The organism is Candidatus Symbiopectobacterium sp. NZEC127 (assembly GCF_025962675.1).
Taxonomy (GTDB): Bacteria; Pseudomonadota; Gammaproteobacteria; order Enterobacterales; family Enterobacteriaceae; genus Symbiopectobacterium.
Genome location: NZ_JAGFPG010000001.1, coordinates 1,445,749 through 1,471,008, shown reverse-complemented (window position 1 = coordinate 1,471,008; position 25,260 = coordinate 1,445,749). Strand labels below are relative to the sequence as shown.

General features: G+C 50.8%; 27 protein-coding genes and 1 tRNA gene. 13 read left to right on the top strand and 15 right to left on the bottom strand.

Annotated elements, in window-relative coordinates; genetic code table 11:
* Nucleotides 1-318: 318 nt before the first annotated feature.
* The gene (gene sulA / locus J5069_RS06730; RefSeq protein ID WP_264643105.1) at nucleotides 319-828 is read right to left on the bottom strand and encodes an SOS-induced cell division inhibitor SulA; all 510 of its coding nucleotides are present in this window, start codon (nucleotides 826-828) and stop codon (nucleotides 319-321) included.
* Nucleotides 829-1,049: 221 nt separating this feature from the next.
* On the opposite strand from sulA, the gene J5069_RS06725 reads away from it, so the two are divergent.
* Nucleotides 1,050-1,667, top strand: a complete 618-nt coding sequence (locus tag J5069_RS06725) for a TfoX/Sxy family DNA transformation protein (RefSeq protein WP_264643104.1) — start codon at nucleotides 1,050-1,052, stop codon at nucleotides 1,665-1,667.
* Nucleotides 1,668-1,765: 98 nt separating this feature from the next.
* Here J5069_RS06725 and yccS read toward each other — a convergent pair whose 3' ends face one another.
* Nucleotides 1,766-3,895: a YccS family putative transporter gene (gene yccS / locus J5069_RS06720; protein ID WP_264643103.1), complete on the bottom strand. Its 2,130-nt coding sequence runs from the start codon at nucleotides 3,893-3,895 to the stop codon at nucleotides 1,766-1,768.
* A gap of 20 nt (nucleotides 3,896-3,915) precedes the next feature.
* On the bottom strand, nucleotides 3,916-4,362 hold the full coding sequence (locus J5069_RS06715; RefSeq protein ID WP_264643102.1) for a YccF domain-containing protein: 447 nt from the start codon (nucleotides 4,360-4,362) through the stop codon (nucleotides 3,916-3,918).
* Between the two features lie 225 nt (nucleotides 4,363-4,587).
* Here J5069_RS06715 and helD point away from each other — a divergent pair, with 225 nt between their 5' ends.
* A complete protein-coding gene (gene helD, locus J5069_RS06710) occupies nucleotides 4,588-6,642 on the top strand; it encodes a DNA helicase IV (protein ID WP_264643101.1) in 2,055 nt (684 codons plus the stop codon).
* A 42-nt stretch (nucleotides 6,643-6,684) separates the two neighbouring features.
* On the opposite strand, the gene J5069_RS06705 is transcribed toward helD, so the two are convergent.
* Nucleotides 6,685-7,143, bottom strand: a complete 459-nt coding sequence (locus J5069_RS06705) for a methylglyoxal synthase (protein WP_264627459.1) — start codon at nucleotides 7,141-7,143, stop codon at nucleotides 6,685-6,687.
* 142 nt (nucleotides 7,144-7,285) lie between these two features.
* A complete protein-coding gene (locus J5069_RS06700) occupies nucleotides 7,286-7,936 on the bottom strand; it encodes a DUF2057 family protein (RefSeq protein ID WP_264643100.1) in 651 nt (216 codons plus the stop codon).
* Nucleotides 7,937-8,143: 207 nt separating this feature from the next.
* Between J5069_RS06700 and J5069_RS06695 the strand changes: the two genes are divergently transcribed.
* Complete coding sequence (locus J5069_RS06695) at nucleotides 8,144-8,557, top strand: CoA-binding protein (protein WP_264643099.1); 414 nt, start codon at nucleotides 8,144-8,146, stop codon at nucleotides 8,555-8,557.
* Nucleotides 8,558-8,593: 36 nt separating this feature from the next.
* Here the strand turns inward: J5069_RS06695 and hspQ are convergent, their stop codons facing one another.
* Nucleotides 8,594-8,902 carry a heat shock protein HspQ gene (gene hspQ, locus J5069_RS06690; protein WP_264643098.1) on the bottom strand — a complete coding sequence of 103 codons (309 nt, stop codon included), beginning with the start codon at nucleotides 8,900-8,902 and terminating at the stop codon, nucleotides 8,594-8,596.
* A 201-nt stretch (nucleotides 8,903-9,103) separates the two neighbouring features.
* On the opposite strand from hspQ, the gene yccX reads away from it, so the two are divergent.
* Complete coding sequence (yccX, locus tag J5069_RS06685; protein WP_264643097.1) at nucleotides 9,104-9,382, top strand: acylphosphatase; 279 nt, start codon at nucleotides 9,104-9,106, stop codon at nucleotides 9,380-9,382.
* A 7-nt stretch (nucleotides 9,383-9,389) separates the two neighbouring features.
* On the opposite strand, the gene tusE is transcribed toward yccX, so the two are convergent.
* Nucleotides 9,390-9,719, bottom strand: a complete 330-nt coding sequence (tusE, locus tag J5069_RS06680) for a sulfurtransferase TusE (protein WP_264643096.1) — start codon at nucleotides 9,717-9,719, stop codon at nucleotides 9,390-9,392.
* Nucleotides 9,720-9,873: 154 nt separating this feature from the next.
* The gene (yccA, locus tag J5069_RS06675) at nucleotides 9,874-10,533 is read right to left on the bottom strand and encodes an FtsH protease modulator YccA (RefSeq protein ID WP_264643095.1); all 660 of its coding nucleotides are present in this window, start codon (nucleotides 10,531-10,533) and stop codon (nucleotides 9,874-9,876) included.
* Nucleotides 10,534-10,761: 228 nt separating this feature from the next.
* Between yccA and J5069_RS06670 the strand changes: the two genes are divergently transcribed.
* Nucleotides 10,762-10,849 (top strand) — tRNA-Ser (locus J5069_RS06670).
* A gap of 313 nt (nucleotides 10,850-11,162) precedes the next feature.
* Complete coding sequence (locus J5069_RS06665; protein ID WP_264643094.1) at nucleotides 11,163-11,561, top strand: hypothetical protein; 399 nt, start codon at nucleotides 11,163-11,165, stop codon at nucleotides 11,559-11,561.
* Nucleotides 11,562-11,676: 115 nt separating this feature from the next.
* On the opposite strand, the gene J5069_RS06660 is transcribed toward J5069_RS06665, so the two are convergent.
* A complete protein-coding gene (locus J5069_RS06660; RefSeq protein WP_264643093.1) occupies nucleotides 11,677-12,051 on the bottom strand; it encodes a hypothetical protein in 375 nt (124 codons plus the stop codon).
* 248 nt (nucleotides 12,052-12,299) lie between these two features.
* Entirely contained in the window at nucleotides 12,300-12,395 is a 96-nt protein-coding gene (mgtS, locus tag J5069_RS06655) for a protein MgtS (protein WP_195312406.1), read from the bottom strand.
* 246 nt (nucleotides 12,396-12,641) lie between these two features.
* Here mgtS and J5069_RS06650 point away from each other — a divergent pair, with 246 nt between their 5' ends.
* Nucleotides 12,642-13,064 carry an NUDIX hydrolase gene (locus J5069_RS06650; protein ID WP_264643092.1) on the top strand — a complete coding sequence of 141 codons (423 nt, stop codon included), beginning with the start codon at nucleotides 12,642-12,644 and terminating at the stop codon, nucleotides 13,062-13,064.
* A gap of 70 nt (nucleotides 13,065-13,134) precedes the next feature.
* Here J5069_RS06650 and J5069_RS06645 read toward each other — a convergent pair whose 3' ends face one another.
* A complete protein-coding gene (locus J5069_RS06645) occupies nucleotides 13,135-13,503 on the bottom strand; it encodes a DUF4186 domain-containing protein (protein WP_264643091.1) in 369 nt (122 codons plus the stop codon).
* Nucleotides 13,504-13,599: 96 nt separating this feature from the next.
* Here J5069_RS06645 and J5069_RS06640 point away from each other — a divergent pair, with 96 nt between their 5' ends.
* Nucleotides 13,600-14,028, top strand: a complete 429-nt coding sequence (locus J5069_RS06640) for a universal stress protein (RefSeq protein WP_264643090.1) — start codon at nucleotides 13,600-13,602, stop codon at nucleotides 14,026-14,028.
* A gap of 40 nt (nucleotides 14,029-14,068) precedes the next feature.
* On the opposite strand, the gene J5069_RS06635 is transcribed toward J5069_RS06640, so the two are convergent.
* Nucleotides 14,069-14,254 (bottom strand): GhoT/OrtT family toxin, encoded by a 186-nt coding sequence (locus J5069_RS06635; protein WP_264643089.1) that lies wholly within the window; start codon nucleotides 14,252-14,254, stop codon nucleotides 14,069-14,071.
* Nucleotides 14,255-14,624: 370 nt separating this feature from the next.
* Here J5069_RS06635 and J5069_RS06630 point away from each other — a divergent pair, with 370 nt between their 5' ends.
* The 3 genes from J5069_RS06630 (at nucleotide 14,625) to J5069_RS06620 (ending at nucleotide 17,626) form a co-directional block, all read left to right on the top strand.
* On the top strand, nucleotides 14,625-14,906 hold the full coding sequence (locus tag J5069_RS06630) for an Arc family DNA-binding protein (RefSeq protein WP_264643088.1): 282 nt from the start codon (nucleotides 14,625-14,627) through the stop codon (nucleotides 14,904-14,906).
* Between the two features lie 80 nt (nucleotides 14,907-14,986).
* Complete coding sequence (locus J5069_RS06625; protein ID WP_264643087.1) at nucleotides 14,987-15,328, top strand: hypothetical protein; 342 nt, start codon at nucleotides 14,987-14,989, stop codon at nucleotides 15,326-15,328.
* Nucleotides 15,329-16,024: 696 nt separating this feature from the next.
* Complete coding sequence (locus J5069_RS06620; RefSeq protein WP_264643086.1) at nucleotides 16,025-17,626, top strand: methyl-accepting chemotaxis protein; 1,602 nt, start codon at nucleotides 16,025-16,027, stop codon at nucleotides 17,624-17,626.
* 54 nt (nucleotides 17,627-17,680) lie between these two features.
* Here the strand turns inward: J5069_RS06620 and J5069_RS06615 are convergent, their stop codons facing one another.
* Entirely contained in the window at nucleotides 17,681-19,102 is a 1,422-nt protein-coding gene (locus J5069_RS06615; protein WP_264643085.1) for a PepSY-associated TM helix domain-containing protein, read from the bottom strand.
* Nucleotides 19,103-19,208: 106 nt separating this feature from the next.
* The gene (locus tag J5069_RS06610) at nucleotides 19,209-19,583 is read right to left on the bottom strand and encodes a DUF2946 domain-containing protein (protein WP_264643084.1); all 375 of its coding nucleotides are present in this window, start codon (nucleotides 19,581-19,583) and stop codon (nucleotides 19,209-19,211) included.
* A gap of 536 nt (nucleotides 19,584-20,119) precedes the next feature.
* On the opposite strand from J5069_RS06610, the gene J5069_RS06605 reads away from it, so the two are divergent.
* On the top strand, nucleotides 20,120-21,655 hold the full coding sequence (locus J5069_RS06605; protein ID WP_264643753.1) for a glucan biosynthesis protein G: 1,536 nt from the start codon (nucleotides 20,120-20,122) through the stop codon (nucleotides 21,653-21,655).
* Entirely contained in the window at nucleotides 21,648-24,188 is a 2,541-nt protein-coding gene (gene mdoH / locus J5069_RS06600; RefSeq protein ID WP_264643083.1) for a glucans biosynthesis glucosyltransferase MdoH, read from the top strand. The genes J5069_RS06605 and mdoH overlap by 8 nt, the downstream gene beginning before the upstream one ends.
* A gap of 88 nt (nucleotides 24,189-24,276) precedes the next feature.
* Here mdoH and J5069_RS06595 read toward each other — a convergent pair whose 3' ends face one another.
* Nucleotides 24,277-25,197 carry a Kdo(2)-lipid IV(A) acyltransferase gene (locus J5069_RS06595; protein ID WP_264643082.1) on the bottom strand — a complete coding sequence of 307 codons (921 nt, stop codon included), beginning with the start codon at nucleotides 25,195-25,197 and terminating at the stop codon, nucleotides 24,277-24,279.
* Nucleotides 25,198-25,260 lie beyond the last annotated feature (63 nt).

The following is a 25,260-nucleotide window of genomic DNA, read 5'->3' as shown; positions in this document are numbered from 1 at the left end:
GCCAATAGGCCTTTGGTTAAATCCTTGACTGAAGCCACTGCTCTTTATTTATAGCTTGCTGCCAGACAACTGACATTATGCAAAGAGCAACTCCAGCGGGTTAAAGTCTACAACGTGATACGAAAGTTACAAGTACGATATGATCTGCCTTGTAGAAAAAACAGCGTTTCATACATACTTCCTAACAAATAATAGTTTATTTTGGCGAATCGCAACGTTTATCCGTAATGGTTGACACGCATCACACCTGCATATCCGTGATTTTTACGTCAAACAAACCAGGATGACGATACGCAGATGAGAAAACTCTTAATTTACTTAATGGTACAGCGTCGAATGAATTTTTAGGCGAGAAAATAGTCCATCCTCTTCTCCACTTATGCACTGTGGTCTCATGATAAATCCGTAGGCGTTTCCTTTTTGGGCCGCTTGCCTTAAACGCATACGCTCTTCTTCCGTCAAATTATGCTCAAGCCAGCATAAAACAACGCTGTAATTTCCCGTTAGCAGTGCTTTTTCCATTGCATCCACGGTTTCATTGGGGTTGAGGTGATAAGGTTGGATCACTTTATCAAGGGGCAAACCCGATTGCTGTAACCAGTGGCGGCTGATTTTTTGTTGTGGGGCCAGCCATAACAGCCAGCGCGATTGCGCCGCTAATTGTTGCAAAAGTGGAAGTAGCAGGAGCGTTGTCATCGGGTGCTCAACGCTGTAGTCGATTTCGCTGATGATACCGCTGCCGTATCCTGTAACAGCGTGCTGTGGCAACGGGGCGCTGTGCAGTGAGGCCGGCTGATGACGTTCTGAACGAATAGAGTGCGCACGCATGATGGGTTTCATCCTTAGTGTTACTGTATGTCTATACAGTATATCGGCTGTGGATGAAAATCAACCCGCTTTTTTTGGAAGCGCTTCGCATAATTGGCATGGCGGTGGGGGGAGATCACATTTTGTGTTTGAAGCCTTACCAACCTTGTGATTAATTACTTTAACACGTTAAGAACACATATACAGACAGAGGATTGATTTTCAATACTAAAGGGTGTTGTATGAATCAGTTATGCAAAAAAAGGATTTTGCAATCAAAAGTTTCTTTCTCCTCGTTGGGAGAAATTACCACCCGTTCTCAATTCGGCGGTTATAGCATCGCAGCAAATAAAACGATCTTTGGCCTTATCTCCAACGGAGAGCTTTATTTACGCGCGAGCAAGCGTTGTGAGCCACATTTCCTTGCACTGAATATGCCGCATCTGGTTTATACCAAACGCGGCATGCCCGTGCCGTTGAGTTACTATTTGGTGGGGGAGGTCTTATGGGAGGATCCGACTCAACTGCTGCAACTGGCCAAGATGTCGCTTGAGGGCGCAGAGCAGGATAAATCGGAACGTGAGCATTGCACACGGTTAAAAGATTTGCCCAATCTGAATCACGATCTCGAGCGGATGCTATGGAAGGCGGGAATCAGAAATGCTGACGAGCTGCAACAACACGGTGCAAAGGAGAGCTACTTGAAGTTAAAAGCTGTCAGTAAACATGCCAGTGTGAATATTTTACTGGCGTTGGCGGGCGCGATTTGCAGAACGCACCAAGCCGCGTTGCCTAAAGGGGTAAGAAACGAGCTGATTGAATGGTATAAACACCATTCTGCGCCGTTGCCTAAAACCTGAAACGTCATCTCGCGCGGTATCTTTAGAGGCAATGATGCCGCGCTACATGGCTTTTACGCTTTTGAGTCTTCTCTGCACCGATTTTGACGGTGCGTACTTTACCGAATAGCCCCTTTCAACTGGGTCAGTTCCGGCAAGACATCGATGATCAGACCGATTTGCTGCAACACCAGTTGTTCCTTGCTGTCTGGATCGGGTGCCAACTGTTGTACCTGTTGCTGACGCGTCAATAATCCTTCTCGCTGCGCTTGTACGTCAATGTCAGGATGATGCAGGGCTGCATCAATGTAGCAGATGGCATCATCCAACAGTTGCAGCGTCTGCGGCATCACCATCTTTTCTCGGTGGGCACCGAGCGTTGAAATATAGCTTAACAGCGTATGGTTGAGGCACATAAAGCGAAACGCATCATCGAGCGTATTTCTGATGGCATGGGGTTCAGAAGACATATTAGCGACGACAGAGGCCAGCTCTGCGTCGCCGTTGTGCGCATCGCGGCGCGCGATACGATAACGCAAGCTGTTGCTTTTCCCTTGATGATACTGTTCAAGAATGGCATCCAGATAACGGCAGTTGGCGTTGATGGTTTTATCTATTACCGCAGGTAAACCGCGAAAACGCCAGTCCGGCCAGATAAAACTGACAGCCGCCCAGGCAATGGCACATCCAATCAGCGTATCCAGAATGCGCGGCCCTGCCACTTCGAAACCCTCACCCAGCAAGTTAAAGCAGAGCAGCACCAATAGGGTAATAAACAGGGTGGCATGAGCATATTGTACGTTGCGAAAGGCAAAGAACAGCACGCCGCTGATAACAATCAACGTGAGTTGTCCTTCAAGAGAGGGGACAAAATAGAGTACCGGTATCCCAATCAGAATGCCCGCCAGCGTCCCGATGATACGCAGTGCCAAACGTCGCCGCGTTGCATTGTAGTTTGGCTGACACACAAACAGGCTGGTGAGCAGAATCCAGTAGCCGTGCTGCATGTGTGTCAATTGAATCAGCGCATACCCCCCGCACAGCAGGGCAGACATACGGATCGCGTGGCGAAACAGTGCTGAGCGCGGGGTAAGATGGCGACCGATGCGCAGTCGAATATCGCTCCAGCCGGTCAGCCCATCATCCGCCAGACTTTCTTCCATCTGTTGCTGCGATTCCAGCCATTGCTCTGATTCGATATTCATTAACTGAGCATCAATGGCGCGCAGGTTATTCAGCAGATGACGTAATGCTTTTCCTTGGGCTGTATTTGCGCCATCTTGCGTAAAAAAAGCATGAAGTGCGGCATCCAGATAAACAAACGCCCGCTCGATACGGCCATCGTGCTGATATTTTTGCTGCAACAGAATGGATTGCGCCAATTGGCGACAGGCGCGTGCCTGCATCGTTAGTAACCGTTGAAACCGAAATAGAATATCGCTGTGGCGAAAGGTTTCACGTAACTGTGCGTACTGCACGTGCGAGGAACTGGCGCGTTCGTGAATATCTTGTGCAGCAAAATAATAGTGCAGCGTTCGGCGGGTTCCGCGCTGGCCGCGATCCCCGCGCAACCGGGTTAACAAAGAGGCTTTGGCCTGATTGAGGGTTGCCACCACATCGCTGTTGACCAGCGCCACATCGATCAAGGGGTTATCTGTCGAATCATCAATATCGGGATCAAACAGTGCCGCTTTGGCATCCAGATAGTGGGAAAGTTGCTCAAAGCACCTCGCCAGACTGTCCTGCAAGGGACGAATGGGGAAGATAACATGCCCCATCAACGTCAGCAGGTTGTACCACAAGGCACCTGCGAGCAGTAAAAGCGGCTGTTGATACCAATTGTCATACAGGGACACGCCAAGCATGGTGTAAATGGCAATCAGCAGAGCGCCGAAAGCAATAGTGGCGTAGCGTTGGCCCAATGCACCAAGCAGAATAAAACCTACAGTAGAAAAGGCCAGTCCGACGCCAAATAACCACGGGTAAGGAAAAAGCAGTTCTATCGATACCGACGCGATAAAGAAACAGAGCAGCGTAATAAACAGATTGCGCAATCTGCCGGTTAGCCGATCGTCGAGGTCGGTCAGCGCAGCGGCAACCACCCCAAGCGTTAACGGAATGGTGGTGGTGGGTTGGTCCATCCACCAGGGCAGCAACGCAGCGCCAGCTAAGGCAATAAAGATACGCGCGTTGTATAACCAACCGCTGTTGTATAGGTAACGCCGAAATCCTGAGATGAAAGTCAACAACGCCTGTTCCTTACCGACGGTTAGCGATAGCGACGGCGTGCGTTTCTTTCGCGTATCGCCTGTGCTTCTTCAATAGAAACCACGCGACGGCCTACAGGCCACAGCGCGATGACCGCCAGTTTGAAGTTGGCGATCCCGACAGGAATACCGATAATCGTGAGGCATTGCGCAATACCGCTGACAATGTGCGATATACACAGCCACCATCCGAAAAGAATAAACCAGAAGACGTTGAGAACTGTCCCGCCCGCGCTCAATACAGCATTTTTACGCTCAGGTTCTACCTCATCGATGTGAACGGCCTCATTACCGTAAGGGAACAGCGATAGCTTGGTGATTTCCCAGCATGATCGGGTCAGTGGCAATGTGAAAATCAGAACGATGCTGATTAGCGTTGCAATAAACCATGCCAGCGTAGTGAAAAATCCGCCCAGCACAAAATTAAGAATGTTCAACACGGCTCGCATTGTTGCTCCATGATGTCAGGCGTAGCGAAGGTATCGCAAATAGGGTATCTAACATTACAAAATACAGATATCTCATGGCGTTGCTTCAGCACACATCGCGTATGATGTCATCAGAACGAATAGTACATCAAGCGCAGGGATATCTTAACGTGTTTTAACACTGGAGAAGGGGTCTGTGTCGCAGGTAAACTACCGAAAAGCCGTTTTTTTCATGGCGTAACGAAAATGGAACTGAAAGCAACCTCTTTAGGCAAACATCTGGCGCAACACCCCTACAATCGGGTGAAGCTGCTCAATGCGGGCGTTCAGGTGAGCGGTGAGAAACACGAGTATGTCATTCCCTTTAACCAACTGCTTGATATTCAATGCAAGCGTGGCCTGGTATGGGGGGAGTTGGAATTCGTGCTGCCGGACAACCAGGTTGTGCGGCTGCATGGCACCGAATGGCAGGAAACCCAGCAGTTCTACCGCTACCTGATGAAAATGTGGCGTCAGTGGAGTGACGACATGAGCGCGGTGTGTGCCGACGCGTTGCAGCGTCAGGTCACCGACATCGAGCAAATGACGAACCACCATGGGTGGGTTTCACGCCAGGCGTTGGCTGAATTGCAGACGGCTATTCGCGCAACGCTGGCATCCTTGCCGCTGCCTGCCGCGAGACTGACGGAGTTTGTCAACTGCTGTGACAGCTACACCCTTTGTCAGCAGTGGCTCGCTGAGGGTGAATCGTGCCGAACAGCCTGTAACCAGGCCTGGATGGAAAAAACGCTCTCCTCAGAGCAGGCATTTTTTGACGGCGTTGAAACCACCCCGCTGAATGTTTCGCAGTGTCGCGCCGTAATCAATGGTGAAGATTCCGTATTGGTGCTGGCTGGCGCGGGCAGTGGAAAAACATCCGTGCTGGTGGCTCGCGCCGCCTGGTTGTTGCACCGAAACGAAGCGATGCCGGAACAAATTCTGTTACTTGCTTTTGGCCGTAAAGCCGCGCAGGAGATGAACCAACGGATTCAAGAGCGCTTGCACACGGATGCGGTGCAGGCCAAAACCTTCCATGCACTGGCTCTGCATATTATTCAACATGCTACGCGTAAAGCGCCGGTTATCAGCCGTTTGGAAAGCGATGGCGCGCAGCGACATGAGCTGCTGATTAAAACCTGGCAACAGCAGTGCGCGGAGAAGAAAGCGCAGGCCAAAGGATGGCGGGAGTGGCTGAGCGAAGAGATGGCGTGGAACGTGCCTGACGGCGAGTTCTGGCTGGATACGCGTCTGGCTGCGCGCCTCAGTGGTCGTCTGGATCGCTGGCTCGGACTTATGCGCATGCAGGGCGGTAGTCAAAGTGACATGCTGGCGCTGGCCGATGATGAGCAACGCCCGCGATTGCAGCGTGGTTTACGCTTGATGGCGCCTTTGCTTAAAGCATGGAAAGCGGCATTGAAAGAAGAAGGTGCAGTGGACTTCTCCGGCCTGATCCACCAGGCGGTAAATCTGCTGGATAAAGGGCGCTTTATCAGCCCCTGGAAGCATATTCTGGTCGATGAGTTTCAGGATATCTCGCCCCAGCGTGCTCAACTGTTGGCCGCGCTGCGCAGGCAAAATCTGCGTACCTGCCTTTTTGCTGTCGGCGATGACTGGCAGGCGATTTACCGTTTCAGTGGCGCGGAACTGACGCTGACCACCGCGTTTGAGCATCACTTTGGGCGTGGTGAACGCTGTGCGCTGGATACCACCTATCGCTTTAACGACCGCATTGGCGAGATTGCTAATACCTTTGTGCAGCAAAATCCGCATCAATTAAAGAAACCGCTCAACAGCCTGCGCGCTGGCGACAAAAAAGCGGTCATGTTGCTGCCTGAAACACAGTTGGAAGCGCTGTTTGATAAGCTCAGCAGTTACGTCACGCCTGATGAGCATATTCTGGTGCTGGCGCGCTATCACCATTTGCGGCCTGCGATGCTGGATAAAGCGAGTGTGAGGTGGCCAAACCTGGCTATTGATTTTATGACTATCCATGCCAGCAAGGGGCAACAGGCTGACTATGTGGTGATTGTGGGATTGAATGATGGCAAAGAGGGTTTCCCAGCCTTGTCTCGCGAAAGTTTGCTGGAGCAGGTCTTGCTGCCCCAGCCGGAACCTTTTGCTGATGCGGAAGAACGTCGTTTGCTGTATGTAGCGCTAACCCGAGCGAAACACCGGGTCTGGTTACTCTACGATCGAGAAGCACCGTCAGTCTTTGTTGAGCAATTACAGCGTGTCGGTGTGCCGCTACAGAGAAAACCTTAACAACAGCGCTACCAACAACCGGGTAGCGCTGAACGCGCCGCGTTACTTCAGACGCTCATTCAGATAGCGTTGGTAATCTGGAATGGCGATCTCAACCGGCTGTTTAAAAAGGGCGGAGTTAACCAAAAAGTCGGCGGTGGAACGGTTGGTTGCGACCGGAATATTCCAAACGGTTGCCAAGCGCAGCAGGGCCTTGACGTCAGGATCGTGTGGAACCGCATTCAGTGGGTCCCAAAAGAAGATCATCAGATCGATTTTTCCTTCCGAAATCAAGGCACCGACCTGCTGGTCTCCCCCCATCGGGCCGCTTAGCATGCTCTTGACCGGGAGCGCGGTGGTGCGTTGGATCAGATTTCCCGTAGTGCCTGTCGCGTAAAGGTGGTGTTCGGACAGCGTGTTTTTGTGTGTACTCACCCAATCCAGCAGAGCCTGCTTACAGTGGTCGTGTGCCACTAAAGCAATGTGCTTATGTTCAGGGATAGTACGGGTGGTGAGTTCCATGTTTACGTCCTTTCAGCAGAATAATAAACACAGATTACGAGAACGCTATTTCGCTGAAAAGATATAGATGAAAAAAATGCGACTAACCACCAACGCATTGGCGCAACTGCGGTTAAAATAATCAAAAAGCGCTGCGTTTGTATTACTTGTCTTTTTCCTTCGCCCATTTCAGAAAGCGATCCTGAGTGTCTTTATCTGCCTGCCGAAACCAGTATTTGAGAATAAGAAAGGGGTCAATGCTGTCCTGGGCATTGGCGGCATTATTGTCGGGCCAGGTTTTAGCGTTCTGTTTGGGCGAGGTAAATGCGGTTACGGATGCAGTTTTATTGGCGGCATTGTACTGTGCCAGAATGGGCTCCAATTGGTGAGCAAGCTCATCATTGCTCAGTTCCAGCCTATCCACTCGCGCGCTGATAGGGTTATTGTGGTTATCCACGAGTTGATAGTGGGTGTCGAGGTCGAAACGCTCGCGCGCCTTGGGCGTGTCGAGTGCAGGCAGCAGGATGGTAATGACGTCCTGATTGCGCATATTGAACGCGGCCAACAACAGCGGCGATGAATAGGTGCGTTTTTCGCTGCCTGAGACGGAAATAATTTTCACCACCCGAAACAGCAATTGGTGCTGACCGTTGTCCAGTTCCAGGCTATCAGCACCTTTCAACAGCGAGCTGGACACTTTTTGCCCATCGACGGCGAGCAGTTCAATATCCTGATGTAATTTTAGGGTGGTGGCCGCGCTGACCATACTGCTTGTAACGAAGAAAAGCAGCATTAAAACACGGTACAATTTCATCAGCTTTCCTCCGGCATCATTTATCGCGCCATTGTTGAGTATTTGGCTAAATGTGTCAAAGTTTTCATTTTTTAACAGTTTTTTATCGGGTGTTCTCCTTTTAGGCATGCCAGATTGAATGCCCGATCTGTCGTCAATGTAAGACAAAAATAAGTCGGCGCGGTGGTGTACACTGTAAAAGAGCCCATGCGATACGAGGTAATAACAATGAAGGATGCAGAGATTAAATCGGTGTTGGAGAAGGTAAAAACGATTGCGTTGGTCGGTGCCAGTGAAAAAGTCTCTCGTCCCAGCTATGGTGTGATGGCTTATTTATTGGAGCAAGGATATACCGTGATCCCCGTCAGCCCTAAATTGGCAGGGCAGGAACTCCATGGTCAACGGGTGTATGCGTCACTTGCAGATATTCCCGGCAAGGTGGATATGGTAGATGTATTTCGCCAGCCGGAGGCGGCTTACGAGGTGGCTAAAGAAGCCATCGCCATTGGCGCAAAAGTGCTGTGGCTACAGATTGGTGTCATTAACGAGCAGGCAGCGGTGTTAGCAAAAGATGCTGGACTTGACGTTGTGATGGATCGTTGCCCCAAAATTGAGATTCCGCGCTTGGGCCTTGCCAGGTAAGAGGCCTGCACCTAATGCCGGCCGTCATGGCCGGTATTAATGATGTAAGCGAGGCGCTCGCTGCTTAATCTCTTTGGCAAGCTCATCCAGAGAAGAATGCCTGTCGTCATCTGGCGCTTCTTGCACTAACTGGGCTTCTGCCAGATAAGTATGAATGGCTTCCCCTTGTTCATCTTCCATCACGACATGATACCAAGGTGCAGAACGAAGCGTATCGTGGGCATCCAGTTCCTCCCACGCCGGGCTTACCAGCGAATATTCGGGATCGATATCAATCACGACACCAGGGTATCCCAGCATTTTATGACGAATCTGTTCTCCAATACCAAATTTACAGATAATCATAATGCCTCCTGAGATGATCTGACTCTGTAACCTTACTGCTATATGGGAGTGAACGCCCAGATTTCAAGTCGCCTGTTGAAAGTCGACGTAGCGTATTTGCTACTGGAACGAGGTTATTTTACTGTTAATAGTATGATGCATATTGCATCACTGTGCAGGAAATAAAGGTGCCTGCCGATTGATGATTGAGGAGGCGTTTAGATGACTGAACATGGTGTGACAGCCTATGTATATGGCGTGGTGCAAGGCGTTGGTTTTCGTTATCACACACAACATCAGGCCCGACAGCTGGGTCTGACAGGTTATGCCAGAAATTGTGAGGATGGCAGTGTGGAAGTGGTCGCCTGTGGTGAACCGCATCAGGTTGAACAACTTATCTCTTGGCTAAAAGCGGGTGGGCCGAGCAGTGCTCGTGTTGAGCGCGTTCTTGTCGAACCCCGCGCGATGATGGATTACACTGGTTTTTCAATCCGCTATTAGCCGAGCATCAGATACATTTTACCGGCTTGGGTAACCCTGCAATTTTGGTTGCCTGCTTGGCTGGGCCTTTGGGAAAGAGTCGATACAGATAGCGGCTATTGCCTTTTTCTTCACCGTACTTTTGTGCCATCGCTTTTACCAGCATACGAATCGCCGGGGAGGTATTGAACTCCAGATAGAAGTGGCGAACAAAGCGCACCACTTCCCAATGCGCATCGGTTAACGCGATATCTTCCTGCTCTGCCAGCAGCGGTGCGAGAGATTCACGCCAATCAGCGCTGTTAAGCAAGTATCCTTGTGCATCCGTTTCTATAAAACGCCCTTCAAACTCCAACATAGTGCCTCGTGACCCCGGTTTTAAGCGAAGTGTAGCAAAGAAATTTGGTCGGAAGAATGGGGTAGTCGGGGTAATAAAAAGGCCCGAGCGGCAAAGATGCCAAACTCAGGCCTGTTCCATCAGTGGAATGACAACGGCATAAGCCTCAATCCGGTTAGTTGTTGCGCATGATGCCTAAAATGCTCAACAAGCTCACGAACAGGTTATAAATGGAAACGTACAGACTAACCGTGGCGCGAATATAATTCGTTTCACCACCGTGAATGATGTTGCTGGTTTCCCAGAGGATGGCACCGGCAGAGAACAGAATGAACAAGCCGCTCAGCGCAAGATGCAACGCAGGGAGTTGCAGGAACAGATTGGCAATCACACCGACGATCAGAACAACGAATCCTGCCATCATCATTCCGGACAGGAATGACATGTCTTTGCGCGTTGTCAGCACATAGGCAGAACAGCAGAAAAAGACCAAGGCCGTGCCACCCAAGGCGAGCATGATAATGTCAGAAGCACCCGCAGCAATCAGTGAGCTTAGAATCGGGCCCAGCGTGTACCCCATAAATCCGGTGAGCGCAAACGCCGCCAGAATGCCTGCGGGACTGTTAGCGAGTTTGTGGGTCAAAAACATCAGTCCGTAAAACCCTACCAGCATCAGTAACAAGCCAGGCGCAGGGAGGTTTAGCGCGGTGCTAACGGTTGCGGTAAGTGCGGAAAAACCCAGCGTAAGCGATAAAAGGAAATACGTGTTACGCAGCACCTTGTGCGTGCTGAGCAGTGAGCTTTCCTGTCTGGAAGAGACAACAATACGATCCATGGCAGCGACTCTCTCTGTTAAATGATTATTATGACTCAGGATATCAGCATAGATAGTTGCACAGGGTTATTAAAGACGTTTTACCCTTCTTTACGCTGTGAGATGCTAATTTTATAAGCATTATGATGATATTACGTTCAGTTGACGCTAAATAGGTTATTTTTAGCGCAGTTGAACATTATCAGGCTTTACAACTTGTCGGGCTGTGTTTATAGTTCGCTTCGTTGTGGAGGGGTGGCCGAGTGGTTTAAGGCAGCGGTCTTGAAAACCGCCGAGTGTAACAGCTCCGTGAGTTCGAATCTCACCTCCTCCGCCACTCATTCAATAGAATCGATGCGTTATCAACATGTCTTCGGTTTTATCCTGCATAAGATGCAGCATCAAAGTCCCCTAACAGGGACTTTTTTGTTGGTACTTTATCTGCTTTATCATTACTCGCTCTGATTCTCCCCTCTCCTGATGCAGACGGCGGAGATTGCCAAGCCGCTATCAAAACCTAAATGACAACAAAACAGCTTCCGTTTTTTGACAGAAACTCATCATATTCCTAAAGAACGAAATATTGCCTGTGACATGATCGCTGCTTATTTTGAATTAACGGTTATACACATAAAAATTCAGGTGGTGTCATGCAATTATTTAAAACGATAGCGGTATTAACGATGGGGCTATTATCAGGGTGCGATGCGCAACAGGCGGAACACGGCGACAAGAGCAACAATAGTGTGCAGGCTGATCGATCAGTGCCGCTAATTATCGCTTTGCAAGACAGAGGGGAGGGGTTTCAGGAAATTCCCTCTATGTTACTGATCAAGCAGACGGTATCCGGTGACTCCGTTGAGTCTCCCGAGCGTGTAACAGTGACCATCGAGGAAGATATTCCCACTGATGATTCAGTGGCGGCAATGCGTTATATCTATCAGTTATCAAAGGTGGATGATACCTGGAAAATAGACAGTAAAGATATCAGCCAGCGGTGTGTCAGTGGGAGAGGGAGTGCTGATTTTTCCAAGGAACTTTGCCGCTAGCATCATTTGGACGATGGAACCCGGTGGGCACGATGACTGAATATCATGCTTAAAGCGGTTGATATTATGCCACCTGTATTGTTGTCAGGTGGCCATATTTACGCCGCCAGCGTATTCAGGCGATCTGCGTTTGCAGACCTTCCTTTACCTTCTCTTTAATGCTTTCTTGTACCTTGTGAGTGATTCGGCTCTGGTCTTCGGGCGACATGGCCTCAAACTCTTCTTTGGAGATCCCCATTGAGGCAAGAACCGTGAAAAAGAGTCGCTCCTCGGGAGACATCTCAAGCCATTCTTGCAATTCCTGTGCAGCAGCAGACTGTTGAGAGGCTTGTTTTGGTAGAGCACTGACAGCATTTTCTTGTTGAGCGGGGTGTTCTTTAGCTACCGCTTTTTTTAACTCAACATCGAAAGCACTTCCTTGCGATGCAACCAGGCGTGATGCGGATGATGTCAAAGAGGTGCGTGTAGCCAATGTTTCAATGATGGACATTCGTATTTTCCTGAACAAAGTGAAGGAATACGATAATGCTACTTTTTCAGGGATTCCATTCAGAGGGTAGAGGCGATAATTGTGGCTAAATTGCCGGATAGCCGCACAGTTTTGGTGGATTGAGATAAACGTTGAGGTGTTTAAGTAAGGGGACGAGCAATCGGTATCGTTAGGTGGCTAATTAAAGCATGCCTCCTCTCCGCCATTATGGCACGAGAGGAGTCATCGATTGGGGGGATCAGTGTTCATCAGTCATCCCATTTAGGGCTAAAGAAAGCGATAATAAAGCCTACCGCCACGATAACAGCGAGTACGCTGATAAATACATTTTCGTTTGCCAACATAGTAAAACTCCTTGAGTTAAGTAATTCGATAGACAATCCTCTGCGGTAAATACAGCCTGACTAAATGTCAACGACAATTCTAAGATATAGACCCTAAACGGGCTTTAAATAATCGCCACTTTTTGCCGCGTTACAGGAGAATGCACGAAATTAAAAATAGTGGGCTCATTCTTTGACCGCGATCTCAATTTGCTTTCACTCCCTCAGGTAATCTTCTCGGCCCTTTTTCTTAAGGAAGCATTAATTATGAGTAAGATAAGAGCGAAAGCGGTCTGCCTTTTTCGCCACCAAGGGCGAGTGCTGTTAGCGGAAGGGCACGATCCGGTCAAGGACTCACATTATTTGTTACCCATCGGTGGCGGCGTTGATTTTGGTGAGACGTCGGTGGCGGCGGCCATACGTGAAGTCAAAGAAGAGATTGGCGCTGATGCCATCGGTTTGACATTGTTGGGCGTATCCGAGAATATTTTCGAATACAACGGAAAACCGGGGCACGAAATAGTCTTTGTTTTTGAAGGCCAGTTTGCCGATAAGGCCTTTTATCAGCAGGATGTGGTGCACGGGATGGAGTCTAATGGCATGCCGCTCGTGCTGCGTTGGATTGATCAGACGGCCGTACTGAGTGATGCGCTGACCGTGTTTCCTGATGGTATCAAGGCCATGTTATAGCTCGCGTTGCTGGGACTTGCTACGGGGTAAATCGTTGCCACGCGTTGTGCCATTTGGCGGTACACCTCTGTTATCCCTGTGCCGTCGGCCCTCGCTGGGCGATTTCCCGTTTTAGCCATGTCATCACGACGGCTACGATATAGTCTTGTTCATGTTGGCTAAGTGCGCGGTGGGCGGCAATGCCATGCCATTTTGCTAAACATCCCCGGCAGCAGGTTGCCGTGGCATGCTGTGCAATAAATACCGGATGGCCACGCATTGGGGTTTGTTTGCCATCGTTGCGCGGTTCGGTGGGCGCTAAACGTTGGGCAATGAAATCAGCAGCATGTTGCTTGATGACATCGACGCCCTTTTGATTCAGATAGCTACACTCTTTCGGCCCGAGAGTAAAACGTTGTCGAAATGCAGAGCGAGACAATCGCAAGAAAAGATCGTCCATAGAATACCTACCTCACAGATTTATAAAGCGTTATTTTACATCATACGGGGGTGGGATATGCTTTTCTTAAGCGGAAATCTGCAATAAGGAGCTGCTATGTATACGACGATACTGGTCCCCATCGATCTGGAAGAAGAGGCATTAACGCAAAATGCCTTGCAACATGCGGTGCAGTTGGCAAAGGCGTCGGGTGCGACACTTCACCTGTTTCATGCCTTGCCCGATGCCTCGGCCTTCATGTCTGCCTACTCATTTGGTATCAAAGAGTTTGAGAATCAAGCCGTAGTCAAAGCAAACGAGGTGCTTAAAGCGCTGGTGGCAACGACCGGCCTTCCGGCTGAGCGTTTGCACTATAGCGTAAGCTTCGGTTCCCCACGTGACGAGACCTTGCAACTAGCGCAGGAGATTGGTGCGGATTTGATCGTGGTCGGCTCACGCAGACCCAATGTGAAAACCTATCTGCTCGGCTCTAACGCAGCGGCCATCGTTCGTCATGCAACGACGACGGTACTGGTCGTGAGATAGTGTATTGCTGTTGTGCGGCGTTGTCAGTCAGGACGCGCCGCTACATCAGTGAAAACAGTAATACCAGGGGAAAGCTGAGTGGCCAGGTCAGCCCGATCAGTAGCGAGGCCAGAAAACGCATCAACAGGGATTTATCTCGGCTTAGCAAAAAGGTTATCACCATCGCAATGATGGCTCCCAACAAGTAGGCATGCTTGATAAATTCCCAGACGGCGTGGTGTGACACAGCAGGTTCCTTTTCGTGGCGGCGCGCTATTCTAATGTGTTAATATATTATGATCAACGCGTTAAGCCTGATGTTGTGGCACCGATCGCAAGTCATTTACCTTCTCTCCATTGTAAGTAAAATAATTGACTCACCAATAATTATTATTGTCATCTATTTTCGCCATAATTCAGCTCGCAGACCTGCGATGCTGCCATGATTGCTCGGTGTATCATGAAAGTCGTGCTGCGGTGTCAAAATAGATAAGTGACTGAGACTGCATAACGTGGTGTATTTTCCATGACAGAAATATTAAATTTTTGTGTCATGCTAGACTTTATCATACGACTAACATAACGTGTCCTTTTATCTCTTAAAGAAAGGTAAGAAAATGAGTGAGATATCCAGTTTATCCTTAAAGATCCCCCAAGAGTTGAAAGAGCAAATCAAAGCGGCTGCCTTGGAAAATGAGGTTTCGATTAGCGCAGAAGTGGCAGCGCGATTGGCGAAAAGTTTTGATATCGTCGCTAAGGATAGTGTCGACGCTGAACAGGCGGATGTGGATAACCAGCATACCGAAGAGGTTGTTGAGCAACCATTAAGCCAAAAAGAATTGAAAAAAATCAGACAGTTGATCAAAGATAAAAGCAAAGGCGCCTCCAAGAAAAAGTGATGTTGCCAAATGAAACCTCACCGTATTGCTGATGACGGTGAGGTTTTCTTTTTTCTATAGCGATCGGTGTCGTATTTTTGATGCCTTGTTTTAAGGTTTTTCCTGTCCTTGCCGATGAAATGAAAAAAGTTCAGGCACTGGGAGGGGAGAAGATGTTACTGGGTATATTAAAAGAAACACTCATTTTTCAGCATCAGGATGACAATCTGTTTTATCGTTACGAGATTTTCAAAAATGAACGCCGCGGTGGCTATTTCGCTGTTATTTATTTATCGGATATCCGTGTTGAACTGGGTGAAAAAATACCAGGTTGGGAAATAACCGTTCCTTTTAAATTATTAAAATCAAATTATCTCCCTAATGCCCGAGTAGAGTGCGAATTACATTTCAATGAAATGCACAAAACTGCTGTTCTGCAATGACGTCGATATTTTAAGATGGTTGTGATTAACATATCAATAATATTGCTCCCCTGCTTAAAGGCAAGGGAGCAATGTGCGCATTAGCGTCTATCGGTTTTCTGATTATCCTGTTTGCTATGGGGAAGCCTCCCCGGTTATTTACTCAAAAATGTTTTAAATTTGTTAAGGCTAAATCTGCACGGCCAGCGACTATAATTTACCTTGAATACAGATAAATATGTGCATAATGATCGATTATGGTGGTATGTGGCTTTTGTAAATAAAAATAGACATATAAATTTCATTCAATCAGTAAAGAAATCGTATAATATGCCGTTGAACATAAGTCTCTGGATTTGCGTGAATACAGCCATACCCGGGATGAGAGTATGGTTTTTTTCGTAATTATCAGAAAGTTGATTTGTGTTTATCTTAATGAATTTTATTGGTTTTTTATTGATGGTGCGGCGTATTAAACAATGACAAGGATTGTTCCAATGAACGGGTTTCATGCAAGATTTAATGCCGCACTCGCGCAGCTAACATATTCGATTATCTCGCATGTGTGTCGCCATCCTTTGGTTGATGCAATGTGTTGATGTCAAATCTACAGGGATAAATAGCGCATGCCGCTATTCAGTGAATAGACTTCTGTTGAACGAAACGGCCAGCAATCATGCCGCAACGTTTATAGTAAAGATGAATAAAGGAATTTATATGAATCTGTCAAATTGGCGTATTGGATATCGTCTAGGAATAGGGTTTGCACTCCTGGTATTAATGCTGTTGGTCGTTGGCGTGGTGTCATTGGGACGACTGGCCGATTTTAACACTCAGATAGATAAAATTGTGGCGAGTGACTATCCGCTTACGGTAAAGGGGAACCAACTGATTGGTGAACTTAATGGTTATGCACTTAGCCAACAACGCGTATTGTTGACGACATCAGAGCAGGATATCAAAAAAGAGATGGAGTCGATGAAGCAGCGAACGGTTACTGTTTCAGCCCTGATGGAAGAGCTACGTAAATCCGCCAATGACACGCGCTCACAGGAGATATTACAGGATATTAATCGGGCCCGTGGGGATTTTCATACCTCCAGCACCAAATTCTCTGGGTTTATCAACGCCGGTGATACCTCTGCTGCACGCAACGAGTTTATAACGGCAACAGAGAAAAGCATTCAGGCCTACAAAGCTGCCATTAGCGCATTTATTGACCACCGTGATGATCAGATGTCTGTCTCACAGCAACAGGTGGCGCAAAGCTATACTAACACTCGCTTGTTACTGGTGGGCATGATCCTCGCCGCCATTTTGCTGAGCGTGATTGTGGCTGCCGCTATCACACGCAGTGTCACTCATCCGATTAACGAGGCCCTGTCCATTGCTGAGCGCGTGTCGACTGGGGATCTCTCTTCGGATATTCTTGTCACGCGCCAGGATGAAACCGGTTTATTGCTACAGGCGCTGAGGAATATGAATGACAGCCTGCGCCATATTGTCAGCCAGGTGCGGGATGGGGCGGAAAGTATATCCAGTGCCGCAGGCCAGATCGCTGCAGGCAATCAGGACCTGTCAGCGCGTACGGAAGAGCAGGCCAGTTCGCTGGAGCAAACGGCCTCCTCAATGGAGCAATTGACGGCAACCATTAAAAACACCGCAGATAACACCACGGAAGCGACACAGCTTGCTGCCCAAGGCTCGGAAACGGTGCGCGAGAGCGGTGAGTTGATGAATGATGTCACCAACGAAATGCGTGGCATTCGTGAATCCTCACAGCGGATGGCGGAAATCATTGGCGTGATTGACAGCATTGCTTTTCAAACCAATATCCTGGCGCTGAACGCGGCCGTTGAAGCGGCGCGTGCTGGCGAGCAGGGACGTGGTTTTGCCGTGGTGGCGAGCGAGGTTCGCGCGCTGGCACAGCGCAGCGCGACAGCAGCGAAAGAAATTAAAGAGCTGATTGATGGCTCCGTAGAAAAGGTGCGCCAGGGGATGGTTCTGGTGGAGAAAACCGCCGTTTCCATGCAAACACTGGTCACTAACGTTGAAGGGGTTAACGGCATCGTCACCGAAATTGCTCAGGCAAGCCGTGAACAGAGCGATGGCGTTAATCAGATCAACCTGGCCGTGGGGCAGATAGACACCACCACCCAGCAAAATGCGGCGCTGGTTGAAGAATCTGCTGCTGCGGCATTGTCTTTGCAAGAGCAAGCTCAGGCGCTGACCAGCACGGTCAGCATTTTCAAACTGGGCAGCTACCACGAGGACCCGGTAGCGCATCAAGGCACCCTTCGCTTGATATCCGGCGCATAAGGTTCTCCCGGCTCTGCACCCTCGGCAGAGCCGGGTTATTCCCTTCGTGAGCAATCACTGCGTTGTGTGCGGCAGCGCATCCGCGTTTTGTATTGCTTGATAACGTCGCCACCGCACGATGTCTATCAACAAGAATATCAACAGGCTGCCGCCCATGACCGGTAAACACCCGCCCAGTAGCAGCGCGATGCTGCCTGCCAGTACGCGTACCGCGAGCGGCAATGCGGTGAACGCGGCGAAAAGGGTGTTAGCCGGGTGTGGTTGGCCGCCAGGGCGCTGCCGACGCAGCCACCACAGGCGGTATCCCCACGCAATCAGGGCGCACAGCCCCAGGCCGAACGCCGCCAGAATCAATTGATTCGGCAATCCGAACAATACGCCCATATGGGCATCGATCCCCCAGCGCGTCAGTTTGGCTGCAAAAGGGTAATCGGCGAATCTGACGTAATCGACGACAGCACCGCTGTCGGGATTAATGGCAACCATATCGGCCTGCGTCGGCCACCTCCGCTCAATTTCAGTCACGGTCCAGGCGTTATGTGCAGTTTTTGCCGGGCGGATCTCCAGTTTATTTGCGCTGATCCCCGCTTGCCGTGCTATCGCCAATACACTATCGGCGTTATCTAATACCAATGGCGGTGCGGAGTGATGAACCATGGCCTCGCCGCGGTGTTCGGCATGGGCGTCCGGTGCGGCTGTGGCGGGATGGTGGATAAGCGCGGTATTCAGTGCTGGGGTTTGCCAACCCAATGCGTTGCGCCATACGCCGATATTATTGCCCGCCCATTGTGACCAGGTCAGCCCGGTGGCGGAGAAAAACAGCATCCCGACGAGTAACGTAAGCCCCAGCGTGCTGTGCACAGAGCGCAAGCGGGCTGCGAGCGGCAATTTACGGCGAGGCGCGACTCGCGAAGGCATACGCGTTCTCCACCACAGATAGACGCCGCCGAGTGCGGCGATCCACAGCCATGAGGCGGCCAGTTCGCTATAAAGGCGGCCAACGGAACCGAGAAACAACCCCTGATGCAAACGATCGAGCCAGGTTCGCAACGGCAATATTCCTGATGTGCCATACACCTTGAGCTGACCCTGTATCGCCAGCGTGCTCGGATTAACAAACACGGCGAGGTATTCAGAAGGAGCGAAATCAGGGAGGCGAAACAGCACACGGCTGGTGTCGCGCGGCGTGGGCGCAGGGCGTATCGCCAGCCATTGGGCTGCGGGCAGCTCAGCCAGTGCAGCCTGCGCGGCGGCTATCTGTGCGGCGAGCGGTTGCGCCGCGCCGGACACATCAACATGCAGTTGCTGGGTATACAGACGTTCTTCAATCTGTGGTGTCAGCACATACAGCGTGCCGGTCAGAGCAGCAACAAAGATAAATGGCCCAACGAACAGACCGATATAGAAATGCAAGCGTAAGAAAAGCGCCATTACCGCCGCAGAGAGGGGCTTTTTTTCAGCGTTTACGGTATCCATAGCATGGGAGCCCTTGTCGTCGTAACAAGAAGAAAATAAAGGAAAAGGAGACGTCGTCTTGTGACAGGACGTTATCCAATATCAAATTTTTGTGCTTAGGGTTGTGTTATATGACTGTCGGCGGTGCGCGAGGCGAATGGGCGCGATAAAACGCGGTGGCAATCTTGTGCCGTGGACGTTGTTCATTTGCGGGTAACTGAGGGACGAACCGTGGAGCAACCGGCGGTGAGTTTTCAGGAAACAGCGCCGGGTGATGAGATAACAGCCCGCAGTAACCACAAGCGTCGTGCTCCATGGTTACGCCGGATGACATCGGTGACGGTGTTGCCGGTTTGCTATGAGAATGATGGTGCTGAGTATGAGCGGGCGGAGTATAATCATGCCGCATTAACGCCTGTGAAACGATTGGCGCGATAAAAATCAGCAGCAACGCGAAGAGGCTTAGCGTGGTGGCGATTTTATTGTGGCGCAATGTGTTCATGTGAGAATCAGTCAGCGTCGATGCAAGTAGGTGGACAGGCTTGAATATGTCATCCTACTGTACCTGATTTAACGCGATTTTGTTACCAACGGGTGCAATCCGTGTTGCAACCGAGTTTTTTAATGCGCTAGCGCGTAAATGTTCGGATTATTCTTGAAAAAACGCGCATGAGGAAACTTCATGGTAACCGTGTTAACAAAAGAAGCATGTTTTCTCTGCAACCACAGCATAAATAGGGTGTTTTGCTAACAGTGCAACAGGTAGAATTGTAGGTAAGCATCACGTCGATGGCATAAATAACCCCAAGGGGTTGCCAACGGCTGACCGGTGACGGAGTATCCACTCTAATTTTCGATTTTTTACAGAAATTTATCGGGGTTGCAGTTTGCGTTGTTTAAACGCTGACCTATCATGATGAACCGGGCTTTTATCAAGTTGTCGGAAGGTTAACTTATCCATTAATATGGATTTTAGTTGATTTAAGCACACGAACAGGGGGAGCTGTGCTGGTTAATAATTTTGGGGTTGAACGTCGAGTGGCGAATCTGCGCTGGCTGTCCGCAGCGATTGTGTTGTCTTTCACTGCGTTGCCTGCCTGGGCATTCTCGCTGGATGATGTGGCGGCGCAAGCTGAAAAACTGGCAGCTAAAGGCTATGAAGCGCAGAAGAGCAATCTTCCCGCCCAGTTCCGCGATATGAAATTTGCTGATTATCAGCAGATTCGTTTTAACCAGGAGAAGTCATACTGGAATAACCTGCAAACGCCGTTTCGCATTCAGTTCTATCATCAGGGCATGTATTTTGACACGCCGGTGAGAATCAACGAAGTGACGGCCACTGAGGTTAACGAGATCGCCTATTCACCGGAATATTTCGATTTCGGTACGGTGAATCACGATGCAGAGGTCGTGAAGAATCTCGGTTTTGCAGGCTTCAAAATCCTGTATCCCATCAATAAGCTTGGCAAGGATGACGAGATTGTCAGCATGCTGGGTGCCAGCTATTTCCGTGTGATTGGCAAGGGGCAGACTTACGGCCTTTCTGCTCGCGGTCTGGCGATTGACACGGCATTACCCTCCGGGGAAGAGTTCCCGCGCTTCCGCGAGTTTTGGATCGAACGTCCAAAACCCAATGACAAGCACCTGCTGGTCTACGCGCTGCTCGATTCACCGCGTGCCACGGGCGCATACCGTTTTGTCATTTACCCAGGACGCGACAGCGTGGTTGACGTTCAGGCCAAAGTGTTCCTGCGCGCTCGCGTAGGCAAACTGGGGCTGGCACCGTTGACCAGTATGTTCCTGTTTGGGCCGAACCAGCCTTCACCGACGCTGAACTACCGTGGAGCGCTGCACGACTCCAACGGCTTATCTATTCACGCGGGCAACGGTGAGTGGATTTGGCGTCCGCTGAATAACCCGAAACACCTGTCGGTCAGCACCTATTCGATTGAAAACCCGAAAGGCTTCGGTCTGCTGCAACGTGGGCGTGACTTCTCCAGCTATGAAGATCTGGATGACCGTTACGATCTGCGCCCCAGCGGCTGGGTTGAAACCAAGGGCGAGTGGGGTAAAGGGAAAGTCGAACTGGTGGAAATTCCGACAGCCGATGAAACCAACGATAACATCGTTGCGTTCTGGACGCCGGAAGTGCTGCCTGAAATCGGCAAGCCGCTGGAAGTGGGCTATCGCCTGCATTTCACGCGTGACGAAGAGCAATTGCATTCACCTGAATTGGCCTACGTTCAGCGCACCATGCGTTCCACCGGGGATGTGAAACAGTCTAACCTGATTCGCCAACCGGATGGCACCGTTGCGTTCCTGGTCGATTTTGCCGGTCCGATGATGAAAGAGATGGAAGAGGCGACGCCTGTGACCTCTCAAGTCAGCATTGGCGACAACGGTGAAATCGTTGAGAACAATGTTCGCTATAATCCGGTAACGCGCGGCTGGCGTTTGACACTGCGTCTGCGTGTGAAAGATCCTAAACAGCCAACCGAGCTGCGCGCTGCGTTGGTGAACGGCGAAACGCTGTTATCGGAAACCTGGAGCTATCAGCTACCTGCCAATGAATAAGTTAATCTCGAGCCCTGATTATATCGGGAAATTGCCTCTGTCCGCGCAAGCGGCGGAGGCGTTGCAGCATGCGTTGCCTCAGGCTGAGCGTGAAAATCCCTCTGCCATACATCGGGCTCTGGCGCAGGGGGAATCCCCTGCGACGCTGCTGACGGAAGATGATTCGCCGCTGCAATCCGTTAAGGCGCGTCTGGATGCCGCCTGGCCCGATACGGCGACGGCGGTTAAACCGGTGGCTGCTGACAAAGAAGGGCGCGCCGCCTTACAGGCGATGCCCACGATCAAACGTGCGTCGATGTTTCCTGATATGTGGCGCACCAACCCACTGGTGCGCTGGTGGGAAAGTATGCTGGGGCGCTCCCCGGCACCGAGCCGTCCTCATGCCAGCCCGGAAGAGAAGATTGCCGAGAATCGCTGGAGAATGGTGGGTACGCTGCGCCGTTACACCCTGCTTATCCTGACATTGTTCCAAACGGCAATCGCCACCTGGTACATGAAAACCATTTTGCCTTATCAGGGATGGGCGCTGATCGATCCGTTCGCGATGGTGAATCAGCCTTTCCTGCGCTCCTTTATGCAGGTTCTGCCTTATATCCTGCAAAGCGGTATTTTGGTGCTGTTTGCCGTGTTGTTCTGTTGGGTCTCGGCCGGTTTTTGGACTGCGCTGATGGGCTTTTTACAACTGCTGATCGGCAAGGACAAATACAGTATTTCGTCGACGACGGTAGGGGATGAGCCACTCAACCCCGAGCACAGAACGGCGTTGATCATGCCCATCTGTAACGAAGACGTTGAACGCGTGTTCGCCGGATTACGGGCAACCTACGAATCGGTAGCGGCCACTGGACAGCTCGATCACTTCGATCTGTATGTCTTGAGTGACAGTAACGACCCGGACAAATGCGTTGCAGAGCAGAAAGCCTGGATGGACCTGTGCCGTGAAGTGGATGGGTTTGGCCGTATCTTCTATCGCCGACGTCGCCGTCGCGTGAAACGTAAGAGCGGTAACATCGATGATTTCTGCCGCCGTTGGGGCAGCCAATACAGCTACATGGTGATATTGGATGCCGACAGCGTGATGAGCGGTGAATGTCTGACGCAATTGGTGCGTCTGATGGAAGCCAACCCCAATGCCGGGATTATCCAGTCGTCTCCCAAAGCCTCCGGGATGGATACCCTGTATGCACGCTGCCAGCAGTTTGCGACACGCGTGTACGGGCCGTTGTTTACCGCCGGCCTGCATTTCTGGCAACTGGGCGAGTCGCACTACTGGGGCCATAACGCCATCATCCGCGTGAAACCGTTTATCGAGCACTGTGCGCTGGCACCGCTGCCCGGTGAAGGCTCGTTTGCGGGCGCGATTTTATCCCATGACTTTGTTGAAGCAGCACTGATGCGCCGTGCGGGCTGGGGAGTATGGATTGCCTACGATCTGCCCGGCTCCTATGAGGAACTGCCGCCCAACCTGCTCGATGAACTTAAGCGCGATCGCCGCTGGTGTCACGGTAACCTGATGAACTTCCGGTTGTTCCTGGTGAAAGGGATGCACCCGGTACACCGTGCCGTGTTCCTGACCGGGGTAATGTCTTACCTTTCCGCGCCGCTGTGGTTCATGTTCCTGGTACTGTCAACGGCACTGCAAGTGGTGCATACGCTGATGGAGCCGCAATACTTCCTTCAACCGCGTCAGCTGTTCCCTGTATGGCCTCAATGGCGTCCTGAATTGGCGATTGCCTTGTTCTCGACCACGTTGGTGCTGCTGTTCCTGCCAAAATTACTGAGCGTGATTCTGGTATGGGCCAAGGGGGCGAAGCCTTACGGTGGTGCCGTGCGCGTTTTCCTGTCGCTGCTGCTGGAGATGCTGTTTTCGGTATTGCTGGCCCCGGTGCGTATGTTGTTCCACACCGTTTTCGTGGTCAGTGCCTTCCTGGGATGGTCTGTGCAGTGGAAATCACCGCAGCGTGATGATGATGCCACGCCGTGGAGCGAAGCCTTTGCGCGTCACGGCTCGCAACTGGTGTTGGGTCTGGTCTGGGCCATTGGCATGGCCTGGCTGGATTTGCGCTTCCTGTGGTGGCTGTCGCCGATCGTTTTCTCGCTTATCCTGTCGCCATTCGTGTCGGTGATGTCAAGCCGTGCCTCGATTGGGTTGGCGTGCAAGCGTGCTAATCTGCTATTGATTCCGGAAGAGTACGAGCCGCCGCGCGAGCTGGTGGCGACGGACACCTATTTCCGTGCCAACCGTGCGCGTAAATTGGAAAATGGTTTCGTGCAGGCTGTCTTCGATCCTTCGCTCAATGCGTTGGCGAGTGCAATGGCAACGGCGCGTCATGGCTTTAGCCGTGCGGTTGAGCAGGGCCGAGCCCAGCGCGTGGCGGATGCGTTGAAACAGGATCTGGATGCGCTGAGCGACAATCAACGTCTGGTGCTGCTGAGCGATCCCGTAACGATCTCCCGGTTGCACTATGCGGTGTGGCACAACCCGCAGCAGTTTGCCGCCTGGCATCAGCGCTACCGCGCGTTGGAGTCCTGACGGTTTTACCGTAACGGCGTGTTTTACCCATAAAAAACAGCGGCTATGCCGCTGTTTTTTTATTGCACTGCCGGTAATGTCTGGCGATTTAATACAGCGCAGGTTCGCCTTCTGGACGCGTCTTAAAGCGGCGATGTAGCCACATATATTGATCGGGGGCCAGCAGCACATTCTGTTCTACCAGCGTGTTCATCCAGGCGGCTGTTGTGGTTTCATCCTCTAACGGTACGCTAAATTCGGCGGGCTGGATGATCAATTCATAGCCTTTTCCACCCTCTCTCCGCCGAGGGACAAACGGCACAATGGCGGGTTTGGCCACTTTTGCCAACAAATAACTCCCGCTGGTGGTGGCTGCGTTCTCCATGGCAAAAAAGGGAACAAACACGCTGCTGCGCGGACCATAGTCATGGTCGGGGGCATACCAAATAATCTCCCCCTGCTTGAGGGCGCGGATCATGCCCTTGAGATCTTTGCGATCCAACATGGTCTTGTTTGAGCGCATGCGGCCCCAGGTTTGCAACCAGTCAATCAGTTTATTGTCATTGGGTCGGTAAACGCCGATCCCTGGGTTATGCATGCCGAAAATACGTGCCCCCAGTTCCAGCGTAAGAAAGTGCAAGCCAATTAACAGTACGCCACGCTTTTCTGCGCGCAGCGGTCGCAGATGCTCAAGGCCAGTGACGGTGAACCAGCGTGCGATGCGCCAGTCTGGCCAAAACCAGGCCATGCCGGTTTCTAAAAGCCCCATGCCCACGGATTCAAAGTTTTTACGCAACAACGCGGCGCGCGCGTGCTCGGTCATCTCAGGAAAACAGAGTGCCAGATTGCGATCGGCAATGTGCACGCGGTGCTTCATCACGCGCATGGCGATACGGCCTAGCGCGGTGCCGAGACGATAGATAACCGGGTAAGGCAGTAAGACGGCAAGATAGAGGGTGGCGATCCCCAGCCAGGTCAGCCAGTAACGAGGGTGTAATAATGAACGCGTGAATGATGGGAGTTGTGTCATGAGTTCCAGTATCAAAAAATGCAGGCGCAGTTATACGCGCTTGCTGTTAAAAGAAGTCAGTCA